The 21007-nt window shown below is 59.6% G+C and carries 20 protein-coding genes; 13 read left to right on the forward strand and 7 right to left on the reverse strand.

Annotated elements, in window-relative coordinates; translation table 11 throughout:
* Positions 1–108: 108 nt before the first annotated feature.
* Both FX982_RS01810 and FX982_RS01815 read right to left on the reverse strand, forming a co-directional pair.
* Positions 109–1326: an argininosuccinate synthase gene (locus FX982_RS01810; RefSeq protein WP_065992560.1), complete on the reverse strand. Its 1218-nt coding sequence runs from the start codon at positions 1324–1326 to the stop codon at positions 109–111.
* A gap of 130 nt (positions 1327–1456) precedes the next feature.
* Positions 1457–2467, reverse strand: a complete 1011-nt coding sequence (locus tag FX982_RS01815) for a flagellar protein MotY (RefSeq protein ID WP_172609429.1) — start codon at positions 2465–2467, stop codon at positions 1457–1459.
* 144 nt (positions 2468–2611) lie between these two features.
* Here FX982_RS01815 and pyrC point away from each other — a divergent pair, with 144 nt between their 5' ends.
* From pyrC to bfr, 4 genes are all read left to right on the forward strand, one after another.
* Entirely contained in the window at positions 2612–3658 is a 1047-nt protein-coding gene (gene pyrC, locus FX982_RS01820; RefSeq protein ID WP_172609430.1) for a dihydroorotase, read from the forward strand.
* Entirely contained in the window at positions 3655–4332 is a 678-nt protein-coding gene (rnt, locus tag FX982_RS01825) for a ribonuclease T (protein WP_122536107.1), read from the forward strand. Before pyrC ends, rnt begins: the two co-directional genes overlap by 4 nt.
* A gap of 811 nt (positions 4333–5143) precedes the next feature.
* Positions 5144–5362, forward strand: a complete 219-nt coding sequence (locus FX982_RS01830) for a bacterioferritin-associated ferredoxin (protein ID WP_065992556.1) — start codon at positions 5144–5146, stop codon at positions 5360–5362.
* A 200-nt stretch (positions 5363–5562) separates the two neighbouring features.
* Entirely contained in the window at positions 5563–6039 is a 477-nt protein-coding gene (bfr, locus tag FX982_RS01835; RefSeq protein WP_037012292.1) for a bacterioferritin, read from the forward strand.
* 76 nt (positions 6040–6115) lie between these two features.
* Here the strand turns inward: bfr and grxD are convergent, their stop codons facing one another.
* The 3 genes from grxD to FX982_RS01850 form a co-directional block, all read right to left on the reverse strand.
* Positions 6116–6445 carry a Grx4 family monothiol glutaredoxin gene (gene grxD, locus FX982_RS01840; RefSeq protein WP_122536106.1) on the reverse strand — a complete coding sequence of 110 codons (330 nt, stop codon included), beginning with the start codon at positions 6443–6445 and terminating at the stop codon, positions 6116–6118.
* Positions 6446–6552: 107 nt separating this feature from the next.
* The gene (locus FX982_RS01845) at positions 6553–8661 is read right to left on the reverse strand and encodes a molybdopterin oxidoreductase family protein (RefSeq protein ID WP_172609431.1); all 2109 of its coding nucleotides are present in this window, start codon (positions 8659–8661) and stop codon (positions 6553–6555) included.
* A 147-nt stretch (positions 8662–8808) separates the two neighbouring features.
* Complete coding sequence (locus FX982_RS01850; RefSeq protein ID WP_065992547.1) at positions 8809–9111, reverse strand: hypothetical protein; 303 nt, start codon at positions 9109–9111, stop codon at positions 8809–8811.
* A 448-nt stretch (positions 9112–9559) separates the two neighbouring features.
* On the opposite strand from FX982_RS01850, the gene argF reads away from it, so the two are divergent.
* Both argF and FX982_RS01860 read left to right on the forward strand, forming a co-directional pair.
* Entirely contained in the window at positions 9560–10480 is a 921-nt protein-coding gene (gene argF / locus FX982_RS01855) for an ornithine carbamoyltransferase (protein WP_172609432.1), read from the forward strand.
* Positions 10477–11574 (forward strand): ABC transporter ATP-binding protein, encoded by a 1098-nt coding sequence (locus FX982_RS01860; RefSeq protein WP_172609433.1) that lies wholly within the window; start codon positions 10477–10479, stop codon positions 11572–11574. Before argF ends, FX982_RS01860 begins: the two co-directional genes overlap by 4 nt.
* 42 nt (positions 11575–11616) lie before the next feature.
* Here the strand turns inward: FX982_RS01860 and FX982_RS01865 are convergent, their stop codons facing one another.
* Together FX982_RS01865 and ybaK are read right to left on the reverse strand one after the other, a co-directional pair.
* Positions 11617–12405: a PhzF family phenazine biosynthesis protein gene (locus tag FX982_RS01865; protein ID WP_172609434.1), complete on the reverse strand. Its 789-nt coding sequence runs from the start codon at positions 12403–12405 to the stop codon at positions 11617–11619.
* A 108-nt stretch (positions 12406–12513) separates the two neighbouring features.
* On the reverse strand, positions 12514–12984 hold the full coding sequence (ybaK, locus tag FX982_RS01870; RefSeq protein WP_172609435.1) for a Cys-tRNA(Pro) deacylase: 471 nt from the start codon (positions 12982–12984) through the stop codon (positions 12514–12516).
* A 298-nt stretch (positions 12985–13282) separates the two neighbouring features.
* Between ybaK and glpK the strand changes: the two genes are divergently transcribed.
* From glpK to FX982_RS01905, 7 genes are all read left to right on the forward strand, one after another.
* Entirely contained in the window at positions 13283–14788 is a 1506-nt protein-coding gene (glpK, locus tag FX982_RS01875) for a glycerol kinase GlpK (protein WP_122536100.1), read from the forward strand.
* Positions 14789–14883: 95 nt separating this feature from the next.
* Positions 14884–15639: a DeoR/GlpR family transcriptional regulator gene (locus FX982_RS01880; protein WP_074888955.1), complete on the forward strand. Its 756-nt coding sequence runs from the start codon at positions 14884–14886 to the stop codon at positions 15637–15639.
* A 214-nt stretch (positions 15640–15853) separates the two neighbouring features.
* Complete coding sequence (glpD, locus tag FX982_RS01885) at positions 15854–17425, forward strand: glycerol-3-phosphate dehydrogenase (RefSeq protein WP_172609436.1); 1572 nt, start codon at positions 15854–15856, stop codon at positions 17423–17425.
* A 398-nt stretch (positions 17426–17823) separates the two neighbouring features.
* On the forward strand, positions 17824–18738 hold the full coding sequence (locus FX982_RS01890; RefSeq protein WP_172609437.1) for a glutamate/aspartate ABC transporter substrate-binding protein: 915 nt from the start codon (positions 17824–17826) through the stop codon (positions 18736–18738).
* Between the two features lie 117 nt (positions 18739–18855).
* The gene (locus FX982_RS01895; protein ID WP_065992535.1) at positions 18856–19602 is read left to right on the forward strand and encodes an amino acid ABC transporter permease; all 747 of its coding nucleotides are present in this window, start codon (positions 18856–18858) and stop codon (positions 19600–19602) included.
* Positions 19599–20267 carry an amino acid ABC transporter permease gene (locus FX982_RS01900; RefSeq protein WP_172612954.1) on the forward strand — a complete coding sequence of 223 codons (669 nt, stop codon included), beginning with the start codon at positions 19599–19601 and terminating at the stop codon, positions 20265–20267. Before FX982_RS01895 ends, FX982_RS01900 begins: the two co-directional genes overlap by 4 nt.
* A complete protein-coding gene (locus FX982_RS01905; protein WP_037012313.1) occupies positions 20264–20998 on the forward strand; it encodes an amino acid ABC transporter ATP-binding protein in 735 nt (244 codons plus the stop codon). The genes FX982_RS01900 and FX982_RS01905 overlap by 4 nt, the downstream gene beginning before the upstream one ends.
* The last annotated feature ends 9 nt before the right edge of the window (positions 20999–21007 follow it).

The following is a 21007-nucleotide window of genomic DNA, read 5'->3' on the forward strand; positions in this document are numbered from 1 at the left end:
GCCGAAGTGGGATCAGGAAGGTTTGCAGGTGAACCACCAACAGCACACGGGTGGACGCTTAATGAGTGCAGCCCCGAAACAAGGGCTGCACTCCAGTCACGACAGCGATCAGAACAACTTGCGGCCCTTGTTCGCCGCAATACGCATGCGCAGCGCGTTGAGCTTGATGAAGCCAGCAGCGTCTGCCTGGTTGTACGCGCCGCCGTCTTCTTCGAACGTCGCGATATTGGCATCGAACAGCGACTCGTCGGACTTGCGACCGGTCACGATTACATTGCCCTTATAAAGCTTCAAGCGCACGACGCCATTCACGTGGGCCTGCGACGCATCGATCATTTGCTGCAGCATCAGACGCTCAGGGCTCCACCAGTAACCGGTGTAGATCAGGCTGGCGTACTTGGGCATCAGCTCGTCTTTCAGGTGAGCGACTTCACGGTCCAGGGTGATCGATTCGATCGCACGGTGACCACGCAGCATGATAGTGCCGCCCGGGGTCTCGTAGCAGCCGCGGGACTTCATGCCGACGTAGCGATTCTCGACGATATCCAGACGACCGATGCCGTGCTCGCCGCCAATGCGGTTTAAGGTGGCGAGGACGGTGGCTGGGGTCATCTCAACGCCGTCCAGCGCCACGATGTCGCCGTTGCGGTAGGTCAGTTCCAGATACTGCGGCTTGTCCGGCGCGTTTTCCGGTGAAACTGTCCACCGCCACATGTCTTCTTCGTGCTCGGTCCAGGTGTCCTCCAGCACGCCACCCTCATAAGAGATGTGCAGCAGGTTGGCGTCCATGGAGTACGGGGATTTTTTCTTGCCGTGACGCTCGATCGGGATGGCGTGCTTCTCGGCGTAGTCCATCAGCTTCTCGCGGGACAGCAGGTCCCACTCACGCCATGGCGCAATGACTTTCACACCAGGCTTGAGCGCATAAGCACCCAGCTCGAAGCGAACCTGGTCGTTGCCTTTGCCGGTGGCGCCGTGGGAAATGGCGTCAGCGCCAGTTTCGTTAGCGATTTCGATGAGGCGTTTGGCGATCAGGGGACGCGCGATGGAAGTACCCAGCAGGTACTCGCCTTCGTAGACGGTGTTGGCGCGGAACATCGGGAACACGAAATCACGCACGAATTCTTCGCGCAGGTCGTCGATGTAGATTTCCTTGACGCCCATGGCTTGCGCCTTGGCGCGTGCTGGCTCGACTTCTTCGCCCTGACCCAGGTCAGCGGTGAAGGTCACCACCTCGCAGTTGTACGTATCTTGCAGCCACTTGAGGATTACCGAAGTATCCAGGCCACCGGAATACGCGAGAACTACCTTGTTTACGTCCGCCATGCCATCACTCCAACGCGTTGTACGGAAAACCGACGAGTTTACCGATCACGCGCGGGAATTTACAGTGTCGCGACAGCTTCTGACGGCAAAGCGACAGATTATGTCAGTCAGACGACTTCGCCGCCCTTGGTCAAGAGGCCTTGGCGGGGGCCGTACTTGCCGCTGTAACGGGTGCAGCGCCTGGAGTTGGCGTTGCGGCAGGCGCAGGCACTGGGACTGGGACTGGGACTGGGACTGGGACTGGTATCGGAGCAGGTGCAGCAGCCGGCGGCACGGCTGGAGTCTGCTGCGCCACACGCTCCAGGTGGATGTTCACTCGGCGGTTGCGCGCGCGATTGGCGTTGTTGGTGTTAGGCGCCAGCGGGTACTGCTCGCCGTGGAAGCGCAGGGTGATCTGTTCTTCCGGGATGCCCTGGGCTTTAAGGTAGTCCATGACCGACAGCGCACGGCGCCGCGACAGATCACGGTTGGTCAACCGGTTGCCGCTGTTATCGGAGTGACCGTCCAGTTCGACGTGATTGACCGTCGGATCGGCCTTCATATAAGCCAGCACGGTGTCCAGCTTACGCTTGGCGGACGCATCCAACTCGATGCCGCCGCCGGGGAAGCCGATCTCGGATTGCCGCACCTGTTCGAAATTCATCGGCAACAGCTTCGCTGTACATACTTGAAAATCGTCGTAGGCCTTGCTGAATTTGACCGGCAGCAGACGGACTTCCATGGCGCCGCCGCCATCGCGCAGTGAGTGACGAATCACCGGACTGCGCCCTTCCATCAGGCCCGCGATCAACCGCGTGGCCTGGGCCTGATTGGTATTGAAAGGAATCTCGCCGCCGCTGACTTTTACCGCGCCAAGATTGAGATCGCTGCGCCCCGGCTGCCATGGCGCCGCGGCGGCAATCAACATGGCCGACCCGGATGCCAGACTGTAGCCATTTGCTTTCAAGCGAAACGTCGGCTGTTCGCCCGCACGCCGCACGAACTCGCCCGCACCGAAATCGGCGATAGGTTGAGTCAGTCTGCATTCGAACTGATCGCCTTCCACCTTCCACTCAATATTTTCCAGACGCGTCTGGAAAGTGAGCGCCATGGCCGGCAGGCTGGCAAACGCGCTGAGCAGGGCTAGATATCGCTGGCGCACGGGAGGCTCCACTAAATTCACGTGTAACAAGATTTATGACTTACACGTGGCTATCGGTAACTTCCCGCAAAACTTGATAGCGAGTGCCTGGAGGAGTCTTTTCCGGTAGCATTCCCAGCGAGTTTGACCCGCCTGGAATCCCCAATGTCCGAACGCCTGACCCTCCTGCGCCCCGACGACTGGCACATCCATCTTCGAGATGGCGCTGTTTTGCCCCACACCGTCGCCGACGTAGCGCGCACTTTTGGCCGCGCGATCATCATGCCGAACCTCGTGCCGCCGGTACGCAATGCAGAGCAAGCAGACGCCTATCGTCAGCGCATCCTCGCCGCGCGCCCGCAAGGCAGCCGTTTCGAGCCGCTGATGGTGCTCTACCTCACCGACCTGACGCAGCCCGAAGAAATTCGCGCCGCGAAGGCCAGTGGTTTCGTCTACGCCGCCAAGTTGTACCCGGCAGGCGCCACTACTAATTCCGATTCGGGCGTGACCAGCGTCGACAAGATATTCCCGGTGCTCGAGGCGATGGCCGAGGTAGGCCTGCCGCTGCTCATCCACGGCGAAGTGACCCGCGGCGACATCGACGTATTCGACCGCGAAAAGATTTTTATCGACGAGCACATGCGTCGTGTCGTCGAGCGTTTTCCGACGCTGAAAGTGGTGTTCGAACACATCACTACCGCGGATGCCGTGCAGTTCGTCAATGAAGCGTCGGCCAATGTGGGCGCAACCATCACTGCCCACCATTTGCTGTACAACCGCAACCATATGCTGGTGGGCGGCATTCGCCCTCACTTCTATTGCCTGCCGATTCTCAAGCGCAATACCCACCAGGTCGCCCTGCTGGATGCCGCCACCAGCGGCAACAGCAAGTTCTTCCTCGGCACGGACTCCGCGCCCCATGCGCAGCACGCGAAAGAAGCGGCGTGCGGTTGCGCCGGCTGCTATACCGCGTTTGCCGCCATCGAGCTTTACGCCGAGGCATTCGAATCACTCAATGCGCTGGACAAGCTGGAAGGTTTCGCCAGTCTGCACGGCCCGGCGTTCTATGGCCTGCCGACCAACACCGACACTATTACCCTGGTTCGTGACGAGTGGACGGCCCCCGCCAGCCTGCCGTTTGGCGAGCTTTCTGTCATCCCGCTGCGCGCCGGTGAAAAACTGCGCTGGCGTCTGCTGGAGCAACACGCGTGAGTGAAGAACATTATGAAGACGAGCAAGAAGGCTCCGGTGGCGGTACAGGGTCCCGGCACCCGATGGCTGCCCGTTTTCGCGGTTACCTGCCTGTGGTCGTTGACGTAGAAACAGGCGGATTCAACTGCGCCACCGATGCGTTGCTGGAAATCGCAGCGACGACAATTGGCATGGACGAGAAAGGCTTTGTCTTTCCGGACCACACGTATTTCTTCCGTGTTGAGCCCTTCGAAGGCGCCAATGTCGAAGCGGCGGCGCTGGAGTTCACCGGCATCAAACTGGACCACCCGCTGCGCATGGCCGTGAGTGAAGAAACGGCGCTGACGGACATCTTCCGCGGCATCCGCAAGGCACTGAAGGCCAACGGCTGCAAGCGCGCCATTCTGGTCGGTCACAATGCCAGCTTCGACCTCGGCTTTCTCAACGCAGCGGTTGCGCGACTGGACATGAAACGTAACCCGTTTCACCCGTTCTCCAGCTTCGACACCGCGACGCTGGCGGGCTTGGCGTACGGTCAGACTGTTTTGGCCAAAGCCTGCCAGTCGGCGGACATTGATTTCGACGGTCGCGAGGCCCATTCGGCCCGTTACGACACCGAGAAAACCGCCGAGCTGTTCTGCGGCATCGTCAACCGCTGGAAAGAAATGGGCGGCTGGCACGACTTCAACGACTGAGTCGATGTCGCTGCGCAATGAATGAACCGGCCCAAGTGGCCGGTTTTTTTATGGGGTGGAAATCGAGAGGCAGTGATCGGCTCAAACTCCGTCAGTGCCCGGACTGGCCCCTTCCCGGCTGAAGCCGGTCCCACTAAAAGCAGCGCGTGCATTCAGCGGGACCGGCTACAGGTGACGCGGAGCGTCACAGGATGCATGCCCACGCAGAGCGCGGGAACGATCAAACGACGTTCAGCGTCCCGACTGGCCCCTTCCCGGCTAAAGCCGGTCCCACTAAAAAGCACGTCGCGCACACCCCGTGGGATCGGCTTCAGCCGGGAAGCTCTTGATCTGCTCTTGATCTGCTCTTGATCCGCTTTTGATCTTCTTACGCAAAAGGCTCCGTCACCGCCAAACGCGACTTGGGTGCAGGCTGAACGCAGGTTTCGCGCAGTGGGCCGAGCGGCATGGATGCCGCGAGAGCCGCCCCCCGCCATGGATGGCGGATGGCGGCGGGCCCACGGAGCGAAACCGGAGTGAAGGAACCCTGACGAAGGAAGGGCCCAACCAGGAGCACGGCCTTTTTGGTTACTTTTTTCTGGGCCGGCAATCCGGGCTGTTGGAAAAAGTGACCCGCCGTAAGGGCGGAACCATAATCAGCAACACCGCCGATAATGGATATACACACACCCCCCACAAGCGATCAGCCCTATGAGCGCATCCGACCACTCATCGGAGGTGACGTACGGAAAGCCTGAGTAGTTTTGACAAGCATTCTCATTAACATTAGTATCCCTCGCATTGAGCCAATCACTCAGCGACGGTTTCTTATATGTATGTCTGCCTCTGCCAAGGTGTTACCGACGGACAAATCCGTGAAGCAATCATGGAAGGATGCTGCAGCTATCGTGACGTCCGCGAGACCCTGGGTGTCGCCAGCAAGTGTGGGAAATGTGCCTGCCTGGCGAAGGAAGTGGTGCGTGAAACCCTCACCGAGCTGCAAACCAGCCATGCCGCCCTCGCCTATCCCGCAGAATTTTCAGCTGCCTGAATAACCGCTTTCAAACAAAACCGGACAGTGTCCGGTTTTTTTATGCCTTTAATTCAATCGCTTAGCAACAAGATGCGGAACACAAACATTCTTATTCCTATTTATTTTCACTTATTATTCAATAACTTAGGTTTGACAGAGTCATAGAGGGGGCTCAGACTTGCCGCCTGTATTACCTATACCTTCGACAGGACCCGATCATGAAAGGCGACATCACAGTCATCCAGCATCTCAACAAGATCCTCGGTAACGAGCTGGTCGCGATCAATCAATACTTCCTGCATGCGCGCATGTATGAGGACTGGGGCCTGAACAAGTTGGGCAAACACGAGTACCACGAATCCATCGACGAGATGAAACACGCTGACAAACTGATCAAGCGCATCCTGTTTCTGGAAGGCCTCCCGAACCTCCAGGACCTGGGCAAGATCCTGATCGGCGAACACACCAAGGAAATGCTCGAGTGTGACCTGCGCATCGAGCGCAAGGGCCACGCCGACCTTAAAGCCGCGATCGCGCACTGCGAAACCGTGGGTGACTTCGGCAGCCGCGAGATGCTGGAAGACATTCTGGAATCGGAAGAAGAGCACATCGACTGGCTGGAAACCCAGCTGGGCCTGATCGACAAGGTCGGCATCGAGAACTACCTGCAATCGCAGATGGGCGAAGAGGGCTAATTCCAGCTCCTAACACCGCCCAACAAAAAGCCCCGCGTCTCGGCAGAGAGCGGGGCTTTCTTACGACTGCCGAAAATCAGGCAGTGGCGTTTTTCGCAACAGCGGCTTTTACCAGTTCCTGCAGGGAACCGTCAGCCTGCATTTCAGTGATGATGTCGCTACCGCCGACCAGCTCACCACCGACCCACAGCTGCGGGAAAGTCGGCCAGTTGGCGTACTTCGGCAGGTTGGCGCGGATTTCCGGGTTCTGCAGGATATCGACGTACGCGAACTTTTCGCCACACGCCATCAGTGCCTGAGAAGCCTTGGCCGAGAAGCCGCACTGCGGGGCGTTCGGAGCGCCTTTCATGTAAAGCAGAACGGTGTTGTTGGCAATCTGGTCTTTAATCGTTTCGATAATATCCATGGAGCACCTCGGCTAAACTTTACGACTGTATGTGTCGACACGGTGGCGCATTCTAAACGATTCCCGAGCATAACGCTCGGTCTTGGCCTTGAACGCCCCAATGACCGTTATGCCCCCGCAACCGTAACCGGCACCCCGTTCAGCACGGCGTTCCCGGAAATCCCGTCCAGCGCCCGCTCGTCAGTCAGGTCGTTCGCGCTCTCACCTGGCTGGGCCGTCGCGATCTCCATTTTCACGCCCGGACGACCGTGGCCCCAGCCATGGGGCAGGCTGACGACCCCGCGCATCATGTCGGCGCTGCCCATGACTTCGACCTCGATTACGCCGACCCGCGAGCTGACCCTGACCCGCTGACCGTCCATCAACCCTCGGCTGAGCAAGTCGTCGGGGTGCATCAACAACTGATGGCGCGGCTTGCCCTTCACCAGGCGATGGAAGTTGTGCATCCATGAATTATTGCTGCGCACATGACGCCTGCCGATGAGCATGAGGCCATCGGCCTGAGCCTCGGGCTGCGCGGCAAAACGGGCCAAGTCCGCCAGAATAACTGGCGGCGCGGCCTGCACTCGCTGGTTCGCAGTCTTGAGGCGCGCCGCGAGGTTGGGCTTGAGCGGCCCGAGGTCCAGACCATGGGGATACTGGGCCAGCGTCTCCAGCGACAGCTTCAGCGGGGACGCATCACCGTACAACCCGGCGCGCAAACCGCGATCCACCATCTGCGCCGGCGGCATCGTCGGTTTGAGGTCGCGGCCGGTTTTCAGCGCAAACGCCTGGGCGAGGCCGACAAAGATTTCCCAGTCGTGCAGCGCGCCCTCGGGCTTGGCGAGGATCGCGCGGTTGAAACGGGTGACGTTGCGCACGGCGAACATATTGAACGTAGTGTCGTAGTGGTCGTTTTCCAGCGCGGACGTCGACGGCAGGATGAGATCCGCGTGCCGCGTGGTCTCGTTGATGTACAAGTCGACGCTGACCATGAATTCCAGCCCCTCAAGCGCAGTGTCGAGCTGACGCCCGTTAGGCGTCGACAGTACCGGGTTGCCCGCGACCGTAATCAGCGCCTTGATCTGCCCCTCCCCCGGGGTCAGCATTTCTTCGGCCAGTGCAGAAACCGGCAGCTCGCCGCCGTACTCCGGCAGTTGCGAGACGCGGCTCTGCCAGCGATTGAAGCTGCCGCCGGAGGTCGACGCCACCAAGTCCAGCGCGGGTTCGGTGCACAGCGCACCGCCTGCACGGTCGAGGTTGCCGGTGACCAGATTGATCAGTTGCACCAGCCAGTGGCATAGCGTCCCGAATGCCTGGGTGGAAATACCCATACGCCCGTAACACACGCCGCTTTTGGCAGCGGCAAAGTCCCGCGCGAGCTGCCTGATTTGCTCGGCAGGCACCCCGCATCGAGGACTCATGGCGTCAGCGTTCATCTGGCTGACTGCCGCGCGAACGTCCGCCAGGCCATCAACGGCAAGATGGCTTTCGCGGGTCAGGCCTTCGGCAAACAGGGTGTGCAGCAAGCCGAACAGCAACGCCGCATCGCCCCCGGGACGGATGAACAGGTGCTGATCGGCAATGGCGGCGGTCTCGCTGCGGCGCGGATCGACCACGACGACTTTACCGCCGCGGGCCTGAATCGCTTTCAGACGCTTCTCGACATCCGGCACGGTCATGATGCTGCCGTTGGACGCCAGTGGATTGCCGCCGAGGATGAGCATGAAATCGGTGTAGTCAATGTCGGCGATGGGCAGCAGCAGGCCGTGGCCGTACATCAAATGACTCGTCAGGTGGTGCGGCAGTTGGTCCACGGACGTTGCGGAATAGCGGTTACGGGTTTTCAGCAGCCCGAGAAAATAATTGCTGTGGGTCATCAGCCCATAGTTATGCACGCTGGGATTGCCTTGATACACCGCCACCGCGTTCTGCCCGTGACGCGCCTGGATATCGGCCAGGCGCTCTGCGACCAGGTCAAACGCATCCTGCCACTCGATCGGCTGCCAGTCGTTGCCAATGCGCTGCATGGGCTGGCGAAGGCGATCCGGGTCGTTCTGGATATCCTGCAGCGCGACGGCTTTGGGACAGATATGCCCGCGACTGAACGTGTCCTGCGCATCGCCTTTGATCGAGGTGATCAGGAGGGTGGCATCGTCCTGCAGGGTGGTTTCGAGGGTGAGGCCGCAAATCGCCTCGCACAGGTGACAGGCACGGTGGTGGAGAGTCTTGGTCATCGCCAGCCTCAAGTTTTTATAGAGCGATCAACCTGATCGCGGGTACAAAACTATGGGACTTGGGTGGGTGATGCGCCAGAAATGTCAGTGCCGTGAATCGGGCGGCATCAGGCGAGCCGATAGCTCACCTGATAGAAGGAAAGCTGCTCAGGAAGCAGAGCCACCGATGGGCGTGACGACCTTGCGCTGCATCTGCACTTCATGAACCGTTTCGATCTGCTCTTGAGACACCTGAATGCCGGTGAGTTCGCCGATCAGCCGCCAGTGTTCGTCGAGTCCGGCGCTGATGGTTGCCATACGATCGATCATCCGGCGTCCCGCAGAGCGCGTGACCTCGTCTTCGCTGCGCATCAGCTCGAACGACATCGACGTCATGGACGCCGTGAGGTGCGTAAGGGTTCGAGCGGTCAGCCCGAGCAGTTCCGTCAGTTGTTGCTCTTTTGAATCCATTCCCCACCTCTTCTGGAGGACATAAGCGGCCTTTATAACCCACGCCGATGGTTTTAGAAACGTCCGGGTTTCCGCGGCGTGAAGCATGTCGCATAAGGCTGCACAGTGGTTTGCGACTATTACAGATCAGACAGCAGTTGCGGGGACGCCAAAAGGCGTCACAAGCGGCCAGCCTCATCGGGACTAATGCGATGGCGAATGGCCTGCGCAGAAACATGACTGTAGCACTTCGTTACATGAAAAGCGTCCTGCGAGCGCCGCTTTCAGGCTACCGAACGTCCGACGAGGATTTTCCGTCACTGCGGGCCTTGGCATCAGGCGACATTTTCTTATACCCTCGCGCCTTCCCTATCGTCGCCCCGTGCGGCTTTCGCCGCAGGTCTCGCCCGTTTTTCAGAAAAACCCGGCTTAGAGGATCTGCGGTCTGTTGCAGACAAGGTAGTTAATGATGAGCGCAAGGCACTTTCTCTCGATGATGGACTACACCCCCGCTGAGCTGGTCGGGGTGATTCGTCGCGGCATTGAGCTGAAAGATCTGCGAAATCGAGGCGTGCTCTTCGAGCCATTGAAGGGCCGCATCCTGGCGATGATCTTCGAGAAATCCTCGACACGGACACGTGTTTCGTTCGAAGCCGGGATGATCCAGCTCGGCGGCCAGGCCATCTTTCTCTCCCCCCGGGACACCCAGCTGGGCCGTGGCGAGCCGATTGCCGATGGCGCGCGGGTCATGTCGCGGATGGTCGACGCCGTGATGATTCGTACGTTCGCCCACAGCAACCTCACCGAGTTCGCCGCCCATTCCCGCGTACCGGTGATCAACGGCCTCTCCGATGACCTTCATCCCTGCCAACTGCTGGCCGACATGCAGACGTTCCTTGAGCACCGCGGCTCCATTCAGGGCAAGACCGTTGCATGGATCGGCGATGGCAACAACATGTGCAACAGCTATATAGAAGCAGCCATTCAGTTCGACTTTAATTTGCGGGTCGCCTGCCCGGAAGGCTACGAACCCAGTGCGCATTACCTGGCCCTGGCGGGTGATCGCGTGACCCTGACCCGTGATCCCCAAGAAGCGGTAAAAGGTGCGCATCTGGTCTCCACCGATGTGTGGACGTCCATGGGCCAGGAAGAAGAAGCCGCCAGGCGTCTGGCCCTGTTCAAGCCGTTCCAGGTCACTCGCGCGATGCTCGACCGCGCCGCTGACGACATGATTTTCATGCACTGTCTGCCGGCGCACCGTGGCGAAGAAATCAGCGAAGACTTGCTGGATGACCCGCGTTCGGTGGCGTGGGATCAGGCGGAGAACCGGCTGCATGCGCAGAAAGCCCTGCTCGAATTCCTCGTCGCCCCGGCCTTGACCACCCCATGAGTCAGCCCCTGCTGCTGACCCTGCATAACCTGGCCTGTGGTTATCAGGACCAACGGGTGGTGCAAAAGCTCAATTTGCACCTGAATGCAGGCGATATCGGTTGCCTGCTGGGTTCGTCCGGCTGCGGCAAAACCACTACCCTGCGCGCCATCGCCGGTTTCGAGCCGGTGCACGAGGGCGAGATCACGCTGGCAGGCGAAGTCATTTCACGGGCCGGGTTTACCCTGGCCCCAGAGAAGCGCCGGATCGGCATGGTCTTTCAGGACTACGCTCTGTTCCCGCACCTCACGGTCGCCGACAACATTGCCTTCGGCATCCGCAATCATCCGCGCCAGAAGCAGGTGGTTCAGGAGATGCTGGAGCTGGTCAATCTCGGCGCGCTGGGCACCCGGCATCCCCATGAGCTTTCCGGTGGACAGCAGCAACGTGTGGCGCTGGCCCGTGCGCTCGCCCCCGAGCCGCAGTTGTTGCTGCTCGATGAACCGTTCTCAAATCTGGATGGTGAGCTGCGCCGGCGCCTGAGCCACGAAGTGCGCGACATCCTCAAAGCCCGTGGCACCAGCGCGATTCTGGTCACCCACGACCAGGAAGAAGCCTTTGCCGTAAGCGATCACGTCGGCGTGTTCAAGGACGGTCGGCTGGAGCAGTGGGACACGCCCTACAACCTCTATCACGAGCCGGCGACGCCGTATGTCGCCAGTTTCGTCGGTCAGGGGTATTTCATTCGCGGGCAACTGATCGATGCCGAATCGGTGCAGACCGAGTTGGGGGTTCTGCGGGGCAATCGAGCCTACCCCGGCGCGAAGGGGACGCCGATGGAGGTGCTGCTGCGCCCTGATGACATCATTTATGCGCCCGACAGCCCGATCAAGGCCCGCGTTGCGAGCCTGACGTTTCAGGGCGCGGCCACCCTGTATCGCCTGCAGTTGTCGACCGGCACACAGCTGGAAGCGTTGTTCCCCAGCCACGTGGATCTGCGCGCCGGGGATCAGGTCGGCTTCGAAGTCTCGGCCGAGCATCTGGTGCTGTTTCCGACCTCGGGCAGCGTTCCGGTGCATCGGAGCGTTCCCGTGCATCGGGACGTGGCGGTCTGACGGCCTGTCATTCCCGGTCAGGTGCTTTCGGGCGAATATCCACTAGCTCAGTATCAACGCGCCGCTGGCCACCAGCGTCGCGTGCCCGCCGATCTTCACGCGTTCACCTTCCAGCCGGCAGAACAGCTCCCCTCCCCGCGCCGACGCCTGATAACCCGTCAGGCTGAATTTGTTGAGACGGGCCGACCAGTAGGGAATCAGGCTGCAGTGCGTAGAGCCCGTAACCGGGTCTTCATTGATGCCGATGCCCGGCGCAAAATAGCGCGAGACAAAATCGTAGCGTTCGCCGTCGCCTTTGGCGGTCACGATCACACCAGGCCACGGCAAACGCGCGATGGCGGCGAAATCGGGCTTGCAATCGCGAACAGCCTGCTCGGACTCCAGCACCACGAGCAATTCCGCAGCGCTCAGCACGTCGACCACTTCCAGGCCGAGGGCACGCTCGATTTCCACCGTCACGCCTTGCTCGGCGGGCGGCATCGAGGGGAAGTCCAGGACCAGCCGGCTGTTTTCACGGCTCACACTCAACGGCCCGGATTTGCCAGTGAAGTGGATGACTTCGGCCTTTTCGGCGTACTTCTCGAACAGCACAAACGCGCTGGCCAGGGTCGCGTGCCCGCACAGCGGTACTTCATGGGTCGGGGTAAACCAGCGGATATGCCAGCCCGGGGGTTCACGGACCAGAAACGCGGTCTCCGACAAATTGTGCTCTGCAGCAATTTGCTGCATCAGTTGATCGGAAAGCCAGGCGTCGAGGCGGTAGACCATCGCCGGGTTGCCTGCGAAGGCGCGGTCGGTGAAGGCGTCGACCTGATGGAATTCAAGCTGCATGGAAGGCATCCCCGAGTGAATAGGCGCGGCAACCCGATTCGGGCGCAGCGGGTCTGCGGTCAGTTTCACCGCATGAAAGGGTCAGGCATTTCTGACAAGCCCTACGAATCATTCCCGGCCTATCCGGGCAAAGGTCGCACTGGTGTGTTGCGCAAGGACATCGGCGGGCAGTTCGACTTCCAGCCCGCGCCGACCTGCACTGACAAAAATCGTCGCGAAGGGCTGAGCGGACTCATCGATGAAAGTGCGCAGCCTTTTCTTCTGCCCCAGCGGGCTGATTCCGCCCAGTAGGTAGCCGGTGGCCCGTTGGGCAGCCGTCGGGTCAGCCATTTCAGCCTTCTTGGCGCCTGCGGCGTGGGCCAGGGCTTTTAAATCCAGCGAGCCCACGACGGGAACTACGGCCACCAGCAACTCGCCTTTTTCGGTGCTGGCCAGCAGCGTCTTGAACACCTGAGCGGGGGCCAGATCGAGCTTTTCTGCCGCTTCCAGGCCATAGGAAGCGGCTTTGGGGTCGTGCTCGTAACTGTGGACGCGATGTTCGGCGCGAACCTTTTTCAGTAAATCCAATGCAGGGGTCATGCAGCACTCCAGACAGCCAGACACTTTCTTGTTTGCTGCCGATACTTTAGGCCATTGGTTATCGAAATGCCTGCGTTTGCGCACGACTTATCCACTAATATCGGCGGCTCGGAACATTCATCGATAACGTTCGCTTTCGACCTTTGACAAGGTTCGTTTACGTCTATATTTTTTCGAATACGAATATCCAGCTTGCTTCCTTGGTGCCATCCCGGTATTCAGTGCGCAAAGGCAGTTTGCGCAGGCATCCATACGGACGGCAGTTTCCGGACACTCGTTTTACTATCAGGCATTCACCATGACCGACAACGAAAACAAGAATTACATCATCGCTCTGGATCAAGGCACCACCAGTTCTCGCGCCATCATTTTTGACCGTGACGCCAACGTGGTGAGCAGCGCCCAGAGCGAGTTCGTTCAGCATTACCCCCAGCCTGGTTGGGTCGAGCACGATCCGATGGAGATTTTCGCGACCCAGACCGCGTGCATGACCAAAGTTCTGGCCCAGGCCAACCTGCACCACAATCAGATCGCCGCGATCGGTATCACCAATCAGCGCGAAACCACGGTCGTGTGGGAAAAGGACACCGGCCGGCCGATCTACAACGCCGTGGTCTGGCAATGCCGTCGCAGCACCGAGATCTGCCAGCAACTCAAGCGTGACGGTCTGGAAGACTACATCCGGGACACCACTGGTCTGGTCATCGACCCGTACTTTTCCGGCAGCAAACTGAAGTGGATTCTTGACCACGTTGAGGGGAGCCGCGAGCGCGCCCGTCGTGGCGAGTTGCTGTTCGGCACCGTCGATAGCTGGCTGATCTGGAAATTTACCGGCGGCAAGGTCCACGTTACCGACTACACCAACGCCTCGCGCACGATGATGTTCAACATCCATACCCTGGAGTGGGATCAGCGCATGCTCGACGTGCTCGACGTGCCCCGGGAGATGTTGCCGGAGGTCAAGTCGTCATCCGAAGTCTATGGCCACAGCAAAAGCGGCATTCCCATCGCCGGGATCGCCGGTGATCAGCAATCGGCGCTGTTCGGCCAGATGTGCGTCGAACCGGGTCAGGCGAAGAACACCTATGGCACCGGCTGCTTCCTGCTGATGAATACGGGCAAAAAAGCCGTGAAATCCAGCCACGGCATGCTCACCACCATAGGCTGCGGTCCGCGCGGTGAAGTGGCGTACGCGCTGGAGGGCGCGGTGTTCAATGGCGGCTCCACCGTGCAGTGGCTGCGCGACGAGCTAAAAATCGTCAACGATTCCATGGACACCGAATACTTCGCCACCAAAGTGAAGAACAGCAATGGCGTCTACCTGGTGCCTGCGTTCACCGGTCTGGGCGCGCCCTACTGGGACCCGTACGCACGGGGCGCCTTGTTCGGCCTGACCCGTGGCGTGAAGGTCGACCACATCATTCGCGCCGCACTGGAGTCCATCGCCTACCAGACCCGTGACGTGCTCGACGCCATGCAACAGGATGCCGGCGAGCCGCTCAAGGCCCTGCGCGTTGACGGCGGCGCAGTGGCGAACAACTTCCTCATGCAATTCCAGGCCGACATTCTCGGCACGCCGGTGGAGCGTCCGAAGATGCGCGAAACTACCGCATTGGGCGCAGCGTATCTGGCTGGCCTGGCGATCGGGTTCTGGAGCGGACTGGACGAGCTGAGAGGCAAGGCCGTCATCGAGCGCAAGTTCGAGCCACAATGCGATGACGCCGAGAAGGAAAAACTCTACGCCGGCTGGCGCAAGGCGGTGGACCGTACCCGCGATTGGGAACCCCACGAAGAGGTCGAATAAGCGCGATCCTGAATGGAGCGGCAGAGGCTTTTTTTCCGGCTGACAGGTAATGGCTGCCTGCGGCATCATGGGCGCCCGTGCCCGAAGGATAAAAAATGAATCTGCCACCCCGTCAACAGCAGATCCTCGAGCTGGTCCGTGAGCGCGGCTACGTCAGCATCGAGGAAATGGCGCAGCTGTTCGTCGTGACCCCGCAAACCATTCGCCGCGACATCAATCAGTTGGCGGAAATGAACCTCCTGCGTCGTTACCACGGCGGCGCGGCCTACGATTCCAGCATCGAAAACACGGCCTACGCCATGCGTGCCGATCAGATGCGCGATGAGAAGCAGCGCATCGCCGAGGCCATTGCCGCGCAGATCCCGGACCATGCGTCGCTGTTCATCAACATCGGCACCACCACCGAATCCATCGCCCGCGCGTTGCTTAATCACAATCACCTGAAGATCATCACCAACAATCTTCACGTGGCGTCGATTCTCAGCGGCAAGGATGATTTCGAAGTGCTCCTGGCGGGCGGCAATGTGCGCCGGGATGGCGGCGTCGTCGGTCAGGCAAGCGTGGATTTCATCACGCAGTTCAAGGTCGATTTCGCCCTTGTGGGCATCAGCGGAATCGATGAGGACGGCAGTCTGCTGGATTTCGATTATCAGGAAGTGCGCGTTTCTCAGGCGATCATCGCCAACGCGCGTCAGGTGATTCTGGCTGCTGACTCCAGCAAATTCGGCCGCAACGCGATGGTTCGACTGGGGCCGATCACGCTGATCGACTGCCTGGTGACGGACCAGACGCCCGTGCCTGCACTGGCGCAACTGCTGACGCAGAACAAGATTCGGCTGGAAGTCGTTTAACCCTCGATCCATGAACGAGCGCAGTGACCGCGCTCGCCTCACCCGGATGTTCGCTTTTGTTCCTTTCTCATCTCTCCCATCAGTATTTTCAATGAATACTGAGTGGCTGCGTTTGCGTTATTGCGCTACTATTTTCGGAAATGAACATAAATGTTCGAATTCGCCCGCCCTGAGGCGCAGAATTCGAACGCGATCGAACACTCAGGAGGCCCCGATGGCCCAGTCCACTTTGCCGACCCCACCCCTTTCCGAGGTCTACGACGTTGCCGTGATCGGCGGTGGCATTAATGGTGTCGGCATTGCGGCAGACGCGTCGGGCCGGGGCCTTTCGGTCTTTCTCTGCGAGAAGGACGACCTCGCCAGCCACACCTCATCGGCCAGCAGCAAGCTGATCCACGGTGGCCTGCGTTACCTGGAACACTATGAATTCCGTCTGGTTCGCGAAGCGCTGGCCGAACGTGAGGTGCTACTGGAAAAAGCGCCGCACATCGTCAAGCCGATGCGTTTCGTGCTGCCTCACCGCCCGCACCTGCGCCCTGCGTGGATGATCCGCGCCGGGCTGTTCTTGTATGACCACCTTGGTAAACGCGAGAAGCTGGCAGCGTCGAAGACCATTCGCTTCGGCGCCAACAGCCCGCTGAACAGCTCGATCACCAAGGGCTTTGAATACTCCGATTGCTGGGTCGACGATGCTCGTCTGGTGGTGCTCAACGCCATGGCCGCCCGTGAAAAAGGCGCGCACATTCATACGCAGACCCGCTGCCTGGGCGCCCGTCGCAGCGGCGGCGTGTGGCACATGGACATGGAGCGTGCGGACGGCAGCCTGTTTTCCATCCGCGCCAAGGCGCTGGTCAACGCCGCTGGTCCATGGGTCGCCAAGTTCATTCGTGAAGATTTGAAGCTCGAATCGCAGTACGGCATTCGCCTGATTCAGGGCAGTCACTTGATCGTGCCGAAACTGTACGAAGGCGAAAATGCGTTCATTCTGCAGAACGAAGACCAGCGCATCGTGTTCGCCATTCCGTACCTCGAACGCTTCACCATCATCGGTACGACCGACCGCGAATACGCCGGCGATCCGGGGAAAGTGGCGATCACCGAAGGTGAGACCGATTATCTGCTGAAGATCGTTAACGATCACTTCAAGAAGCAACTCAGCCGTGCCGACATTCTGAGCACGTGGTCAGGCGTGCGTCCGCTGTGCAATGACGAGTCGGATAACCCGTCGGCGATCACCCGTGACTACACCTTGTCGCTGTCGGGGAGCGCCCAGGAGGCGCCGATCCTTTCGGTGTTCGGCGGCAAGCTGACCACCTACCGCAAACTGGCGGAATCGGCGATGCAGCAACTGGCGCCGTTCTTCCCGCAGATGAAGCCAAGCTGGACCGCAAAAGCCAGCCTGCCGGGCGGTGAAAGCATGACCACGCCAGCGTTGCTGGCGGCGCAACTGGAGCAGCGTTGCAGCTGGCTGCCAGCGGATATCGCCAAGCGCTGGTCGATTACTTATGGCTCACGCAGCTGGCGCATCGTCGAGGGCGTTCAAAGTCTCAGCGAAATGGGCGAACACTTGGGCGGCGGCCTGTACAGCCGCGAAGTGGACTACCTCTGCAGCGAGGAATGGGCGACCAAGGCGGAAGACATTCTGTGGCGCCGGACCAAGCTTGGCTTGTTCACCACTGACGAAGAGCACCAGAAGGTCCAGGCGTACCTGGATAAAGTGGCGGGCCGTAACGGTTCTCTTGAGCGGCTTGAATGGGCAGTGCCCGCACCAAAGATCCACGCATAAATTGCCAGCCCCAATTCCCGGCTAAAGCCGGTCCTACTGAAATGACGCGATTTTGTAGGACCGGCTTCAGCCGGGAAAGCGTCCGAAGTCACACCGCAAAACCATTGGTTACCCACTCTGAAACCCCTGCGATACCATTCGGATTCCCGAACACCCTCCCCCGTTCAGTTCGGAATCCCGGACAGCCCGCCCCCCTTCACGCTCATCCCCCGCCGAAAATAATCAACAAATCCATACGCTTAGCTTCGGTCACATCTCTGGCATGACTCATGCTCTACACTCTTGCACGATTGCTTCGATGTAGCGTGTCGCCTGACTGGGCCGCCGTTGAAGCGCTCTGAAACGATAGGGCCGTCCAACACCGGTCCAATAAAAAAAACAATGTCGAGGAAAACCAGATGCGCATCGTTCCCCATATCCTGGGCGCAGCCATTGCTGCCGCTTTGATCACCACCCCTGTTTTCGCCGCCGAACTGACGGGCACTCTGAAGAAAATCAAAGAGTCCGGCACCATTACCCTCGGTCACCGCGACTCATCCATTCCTTTCTCCTACATCGCTGACGCTTCCGGCGTGCCAGTGGGCTATTCCGCTGACATCCAGCTGAAGATCGTTGAAGCAATCAAAAAAGACCTGGACATGCCTGACCTGAAGGTCAAGTACAACCTGGTCACCTCCCAGACCCGTATCCCGCTGGTGCAGAACGGCACCGTCGACGTTGAATGCGGTTCGACCACCAACAACGCCGAGCGCGCCCAGCAAGTCGACTTCTCCGTCGGGATTTTCGAAATCGGCACCCGTCTGCTGAGCAAGAAAGACTCCGACTACAAAGACTTCGATAATCTCAAAGGCAAGAACGTCGTGACCACTGCCGGCACCACGTCCGAGCGCATCCTCAAGTCCATGAACGCCGACAAGCAGATGGGCATGAACGTGATTTCGGCCAAGGACCACGGCGAGTCGTTCCAGATGCTGGAATCGGGCCGCGCCGTCGCCTTCATGATGGACGACGCCCTGCTCGCGGGCGAAATGGCCAAGGCCAAGAAGCCGACCGATTGGGAAGTTACCGGAACGCCTCAGTCCTACGAAATCTACGGCTGCATGGTTCGCAAGGATGATGCTGCGTTCAAGAAAGCCGTTGATGACGCCATCGTTGCAACCTACAAATCGGGCGAGATCAACAAGATCTACGACAAGTGGTTCACCCAGCCGATTCCGCCAAAAGGCCTGAACCTGATGTTCCCGATGAGCGAACAGCTCAAGGCGCTGATCGCCAACCCGAACGACAAGCCGGCCCCGGACAAGAAGGCCTGAGTCCTTCGCTCCGCCATTCTGACAACGTGAAAAGCCTGACTTCCGAAGACGCACTGCGTCTTCGGAAGCCGCTACCTGGCGTGTGCGTGCATAACGATCGATAAGGGGGAGACCCTGATGAATTACAACTGGGACTGGGGCGTGTTCTTCAAGTCCACGGGCGTCGGCAGCGAGACCTATCTGGACTGGTACATCACCGGGCTGGGCTGGACCATCGCCATTGCCGTTGCTGCCTGGATCATTGCGTTACTCCTGGGCTCGGTGCTCGGGGTGATGCGTACGGTGCCAAACCGCATCGTTTCTTCCATCGCCGCGATTTACGTGGAAATTTTCCGTAACGTGCCACTGCTGGTGCAGCTGTTCATCTGGTACTTCCTGGTGCCGGATCTGCTGCCTGAGAATCTGCAGGAGTGGTACAAGCAAGACCTCAATCCGACCACCTCGGCGTTCCTGAGTGTTGTCGTGTGCCTGGGGCTGTTCACCGCCGCACGTGTCTGCGAACAGGTGCGCACCGGTATTCAGGCGTTGCCGGTGGGGCAGGAATCCGCCGCCCGTGCCATGGGTTTCAAGCTGCCGCAAATCTACTGGAACGTGCTGCTGCCCCAGGCGTACCGAATCATCATTCCGCCGCTTACCTCCGAATTCCTCAACGTGTTCAAGAACTCGTCCGTGGCGTCGCTGATCGGCCTGATGGAATTGCTCGCGCAGACCAAACAGACCGCCGAGTTTTCCGCGAACCTGTTCGAAGCCTTCACCCTGGCGACGCTGATCTACTTCACGCTGAACATGAGCCTGATGCTGCTCATGCGTCTGGTCGAGAAGAAAGTCGCGGTGCCGGGCCTGATCTCCGTGGGAGGTAAATAATGGACTTCTCTGGAGTGATTCCTGCGATTCCGGGCATGTGGAACGGCATGCTCATGACCTTGCAGTTGATGGCCATGGGCATCGTGGGCGGCATCATCATCGGCACGATTCTGGCGCTGATGCGGTTGTCGTCGAACAAGCTGGCGTCACGTGTTGCCGGCGCCTACGTCAACTATTTCCGTTCGATTCCGCTGCTGCTGGTCATCACCTGGTTCTACCTGGCGGTGCCGTTCGTGCTGCGCTGGATCACCGGCGAAGACACGCCGATCGGCGCGTTCACCTCCTGCGTCGTGGCCTTCATGATGTTCGAGGCGGCCTACTTCTGTGAAATCGTGCGGGCCGGCGTTCAGTCGATTTCCCGTGGCCAGATGGGCGCCGCTCAGGCATTGGGCATGACCTACGGCCAGATGATGCGCCTGATCATCCTGCCCCAGGCGTTCCGCAAGATGACCCCGCTGCTGTTGCAGCAGAGCATCATCCTGTTTCAGGACACCTCGCTGGTCTACACAGTCGGTCTGGTCGACTTCCTCAACTCGGCACGCTCCAGCGGCGACATCATCGGGCGCTCCAACGAGTTCCTGATTGTCGCCGGTCTGGTGTACTTCACGATCAGCTTCGCCGCGTCGCGCCTGGTCAAGTTCATGCAAAAAAGGTTAGCCGTATGATTTCCATCAAAAATATCAACAAGTGGTATGGGGACTTCCAGGTGCTGACCGATTGCAGCACTGAGGTCAAAAAAGGTGAAGTGATTGTGGTCTGCGGCCCGTCGGGCTCGGGCAAGTCCACGCTGATCAAGTGCGTCAACGCGCTGGAGCCGTTTCAGAAAGGCGACATCGTGGTCGATGGCACCTCGATCGCTGACCCGAAGACCAATCTGCCGAAATTGCGCTCGCGCGTCGGCATGGTGTTCCAGCATTTCGAACTGTTTCCGCACCTGACCATCACCGAAAACCTGACCATCGCGCAGATCAAGGTGCTGGGCCGCAGCAAGGAAGAGGCCACGAAAAAAGGCCTGCAACTGCTCGAACGTGTCGGCTTGTCGGCCCATGCCCACAAGCACCCGGGGCAACTGTCAGGCGGCCAGCAACAGCGTGTGGCGATTGCCCGCGCGCTGGCGATGGACCCAGTGGTGATGCTGTTCGACGAACCAACCTCCGCGCTCGACCCGGAAATGGTCAACGAAGTGCTGGACGTGATGGTGCAGCTGGCACACGAAGGCATGACAATGATGTGCGTGACTCACGAAATGGGCTTCGCCCGCAAAGTGGCGGATCGGGTGATCTTCATGGACAAGGGCCAGATCGTCGAAGACTGCGAGAAGGAAGAGTTCTTCGGCGACGTCAACGCGCGTTCCGAGCGGGCTCAGCAATTCCTCAACAAAATCCTGCAGCACTAAAAGCATTAG

It is taken from the genome of Pseudomonas graminis (genome assembly GCF_013201545.1).
Classification (GTDB): domain Bacteria; phylum Pseudomonadota; class Gammaproteobacteria; order Pseudomonadales; family Pseudomonadaceae; genus Aquipseudomonas.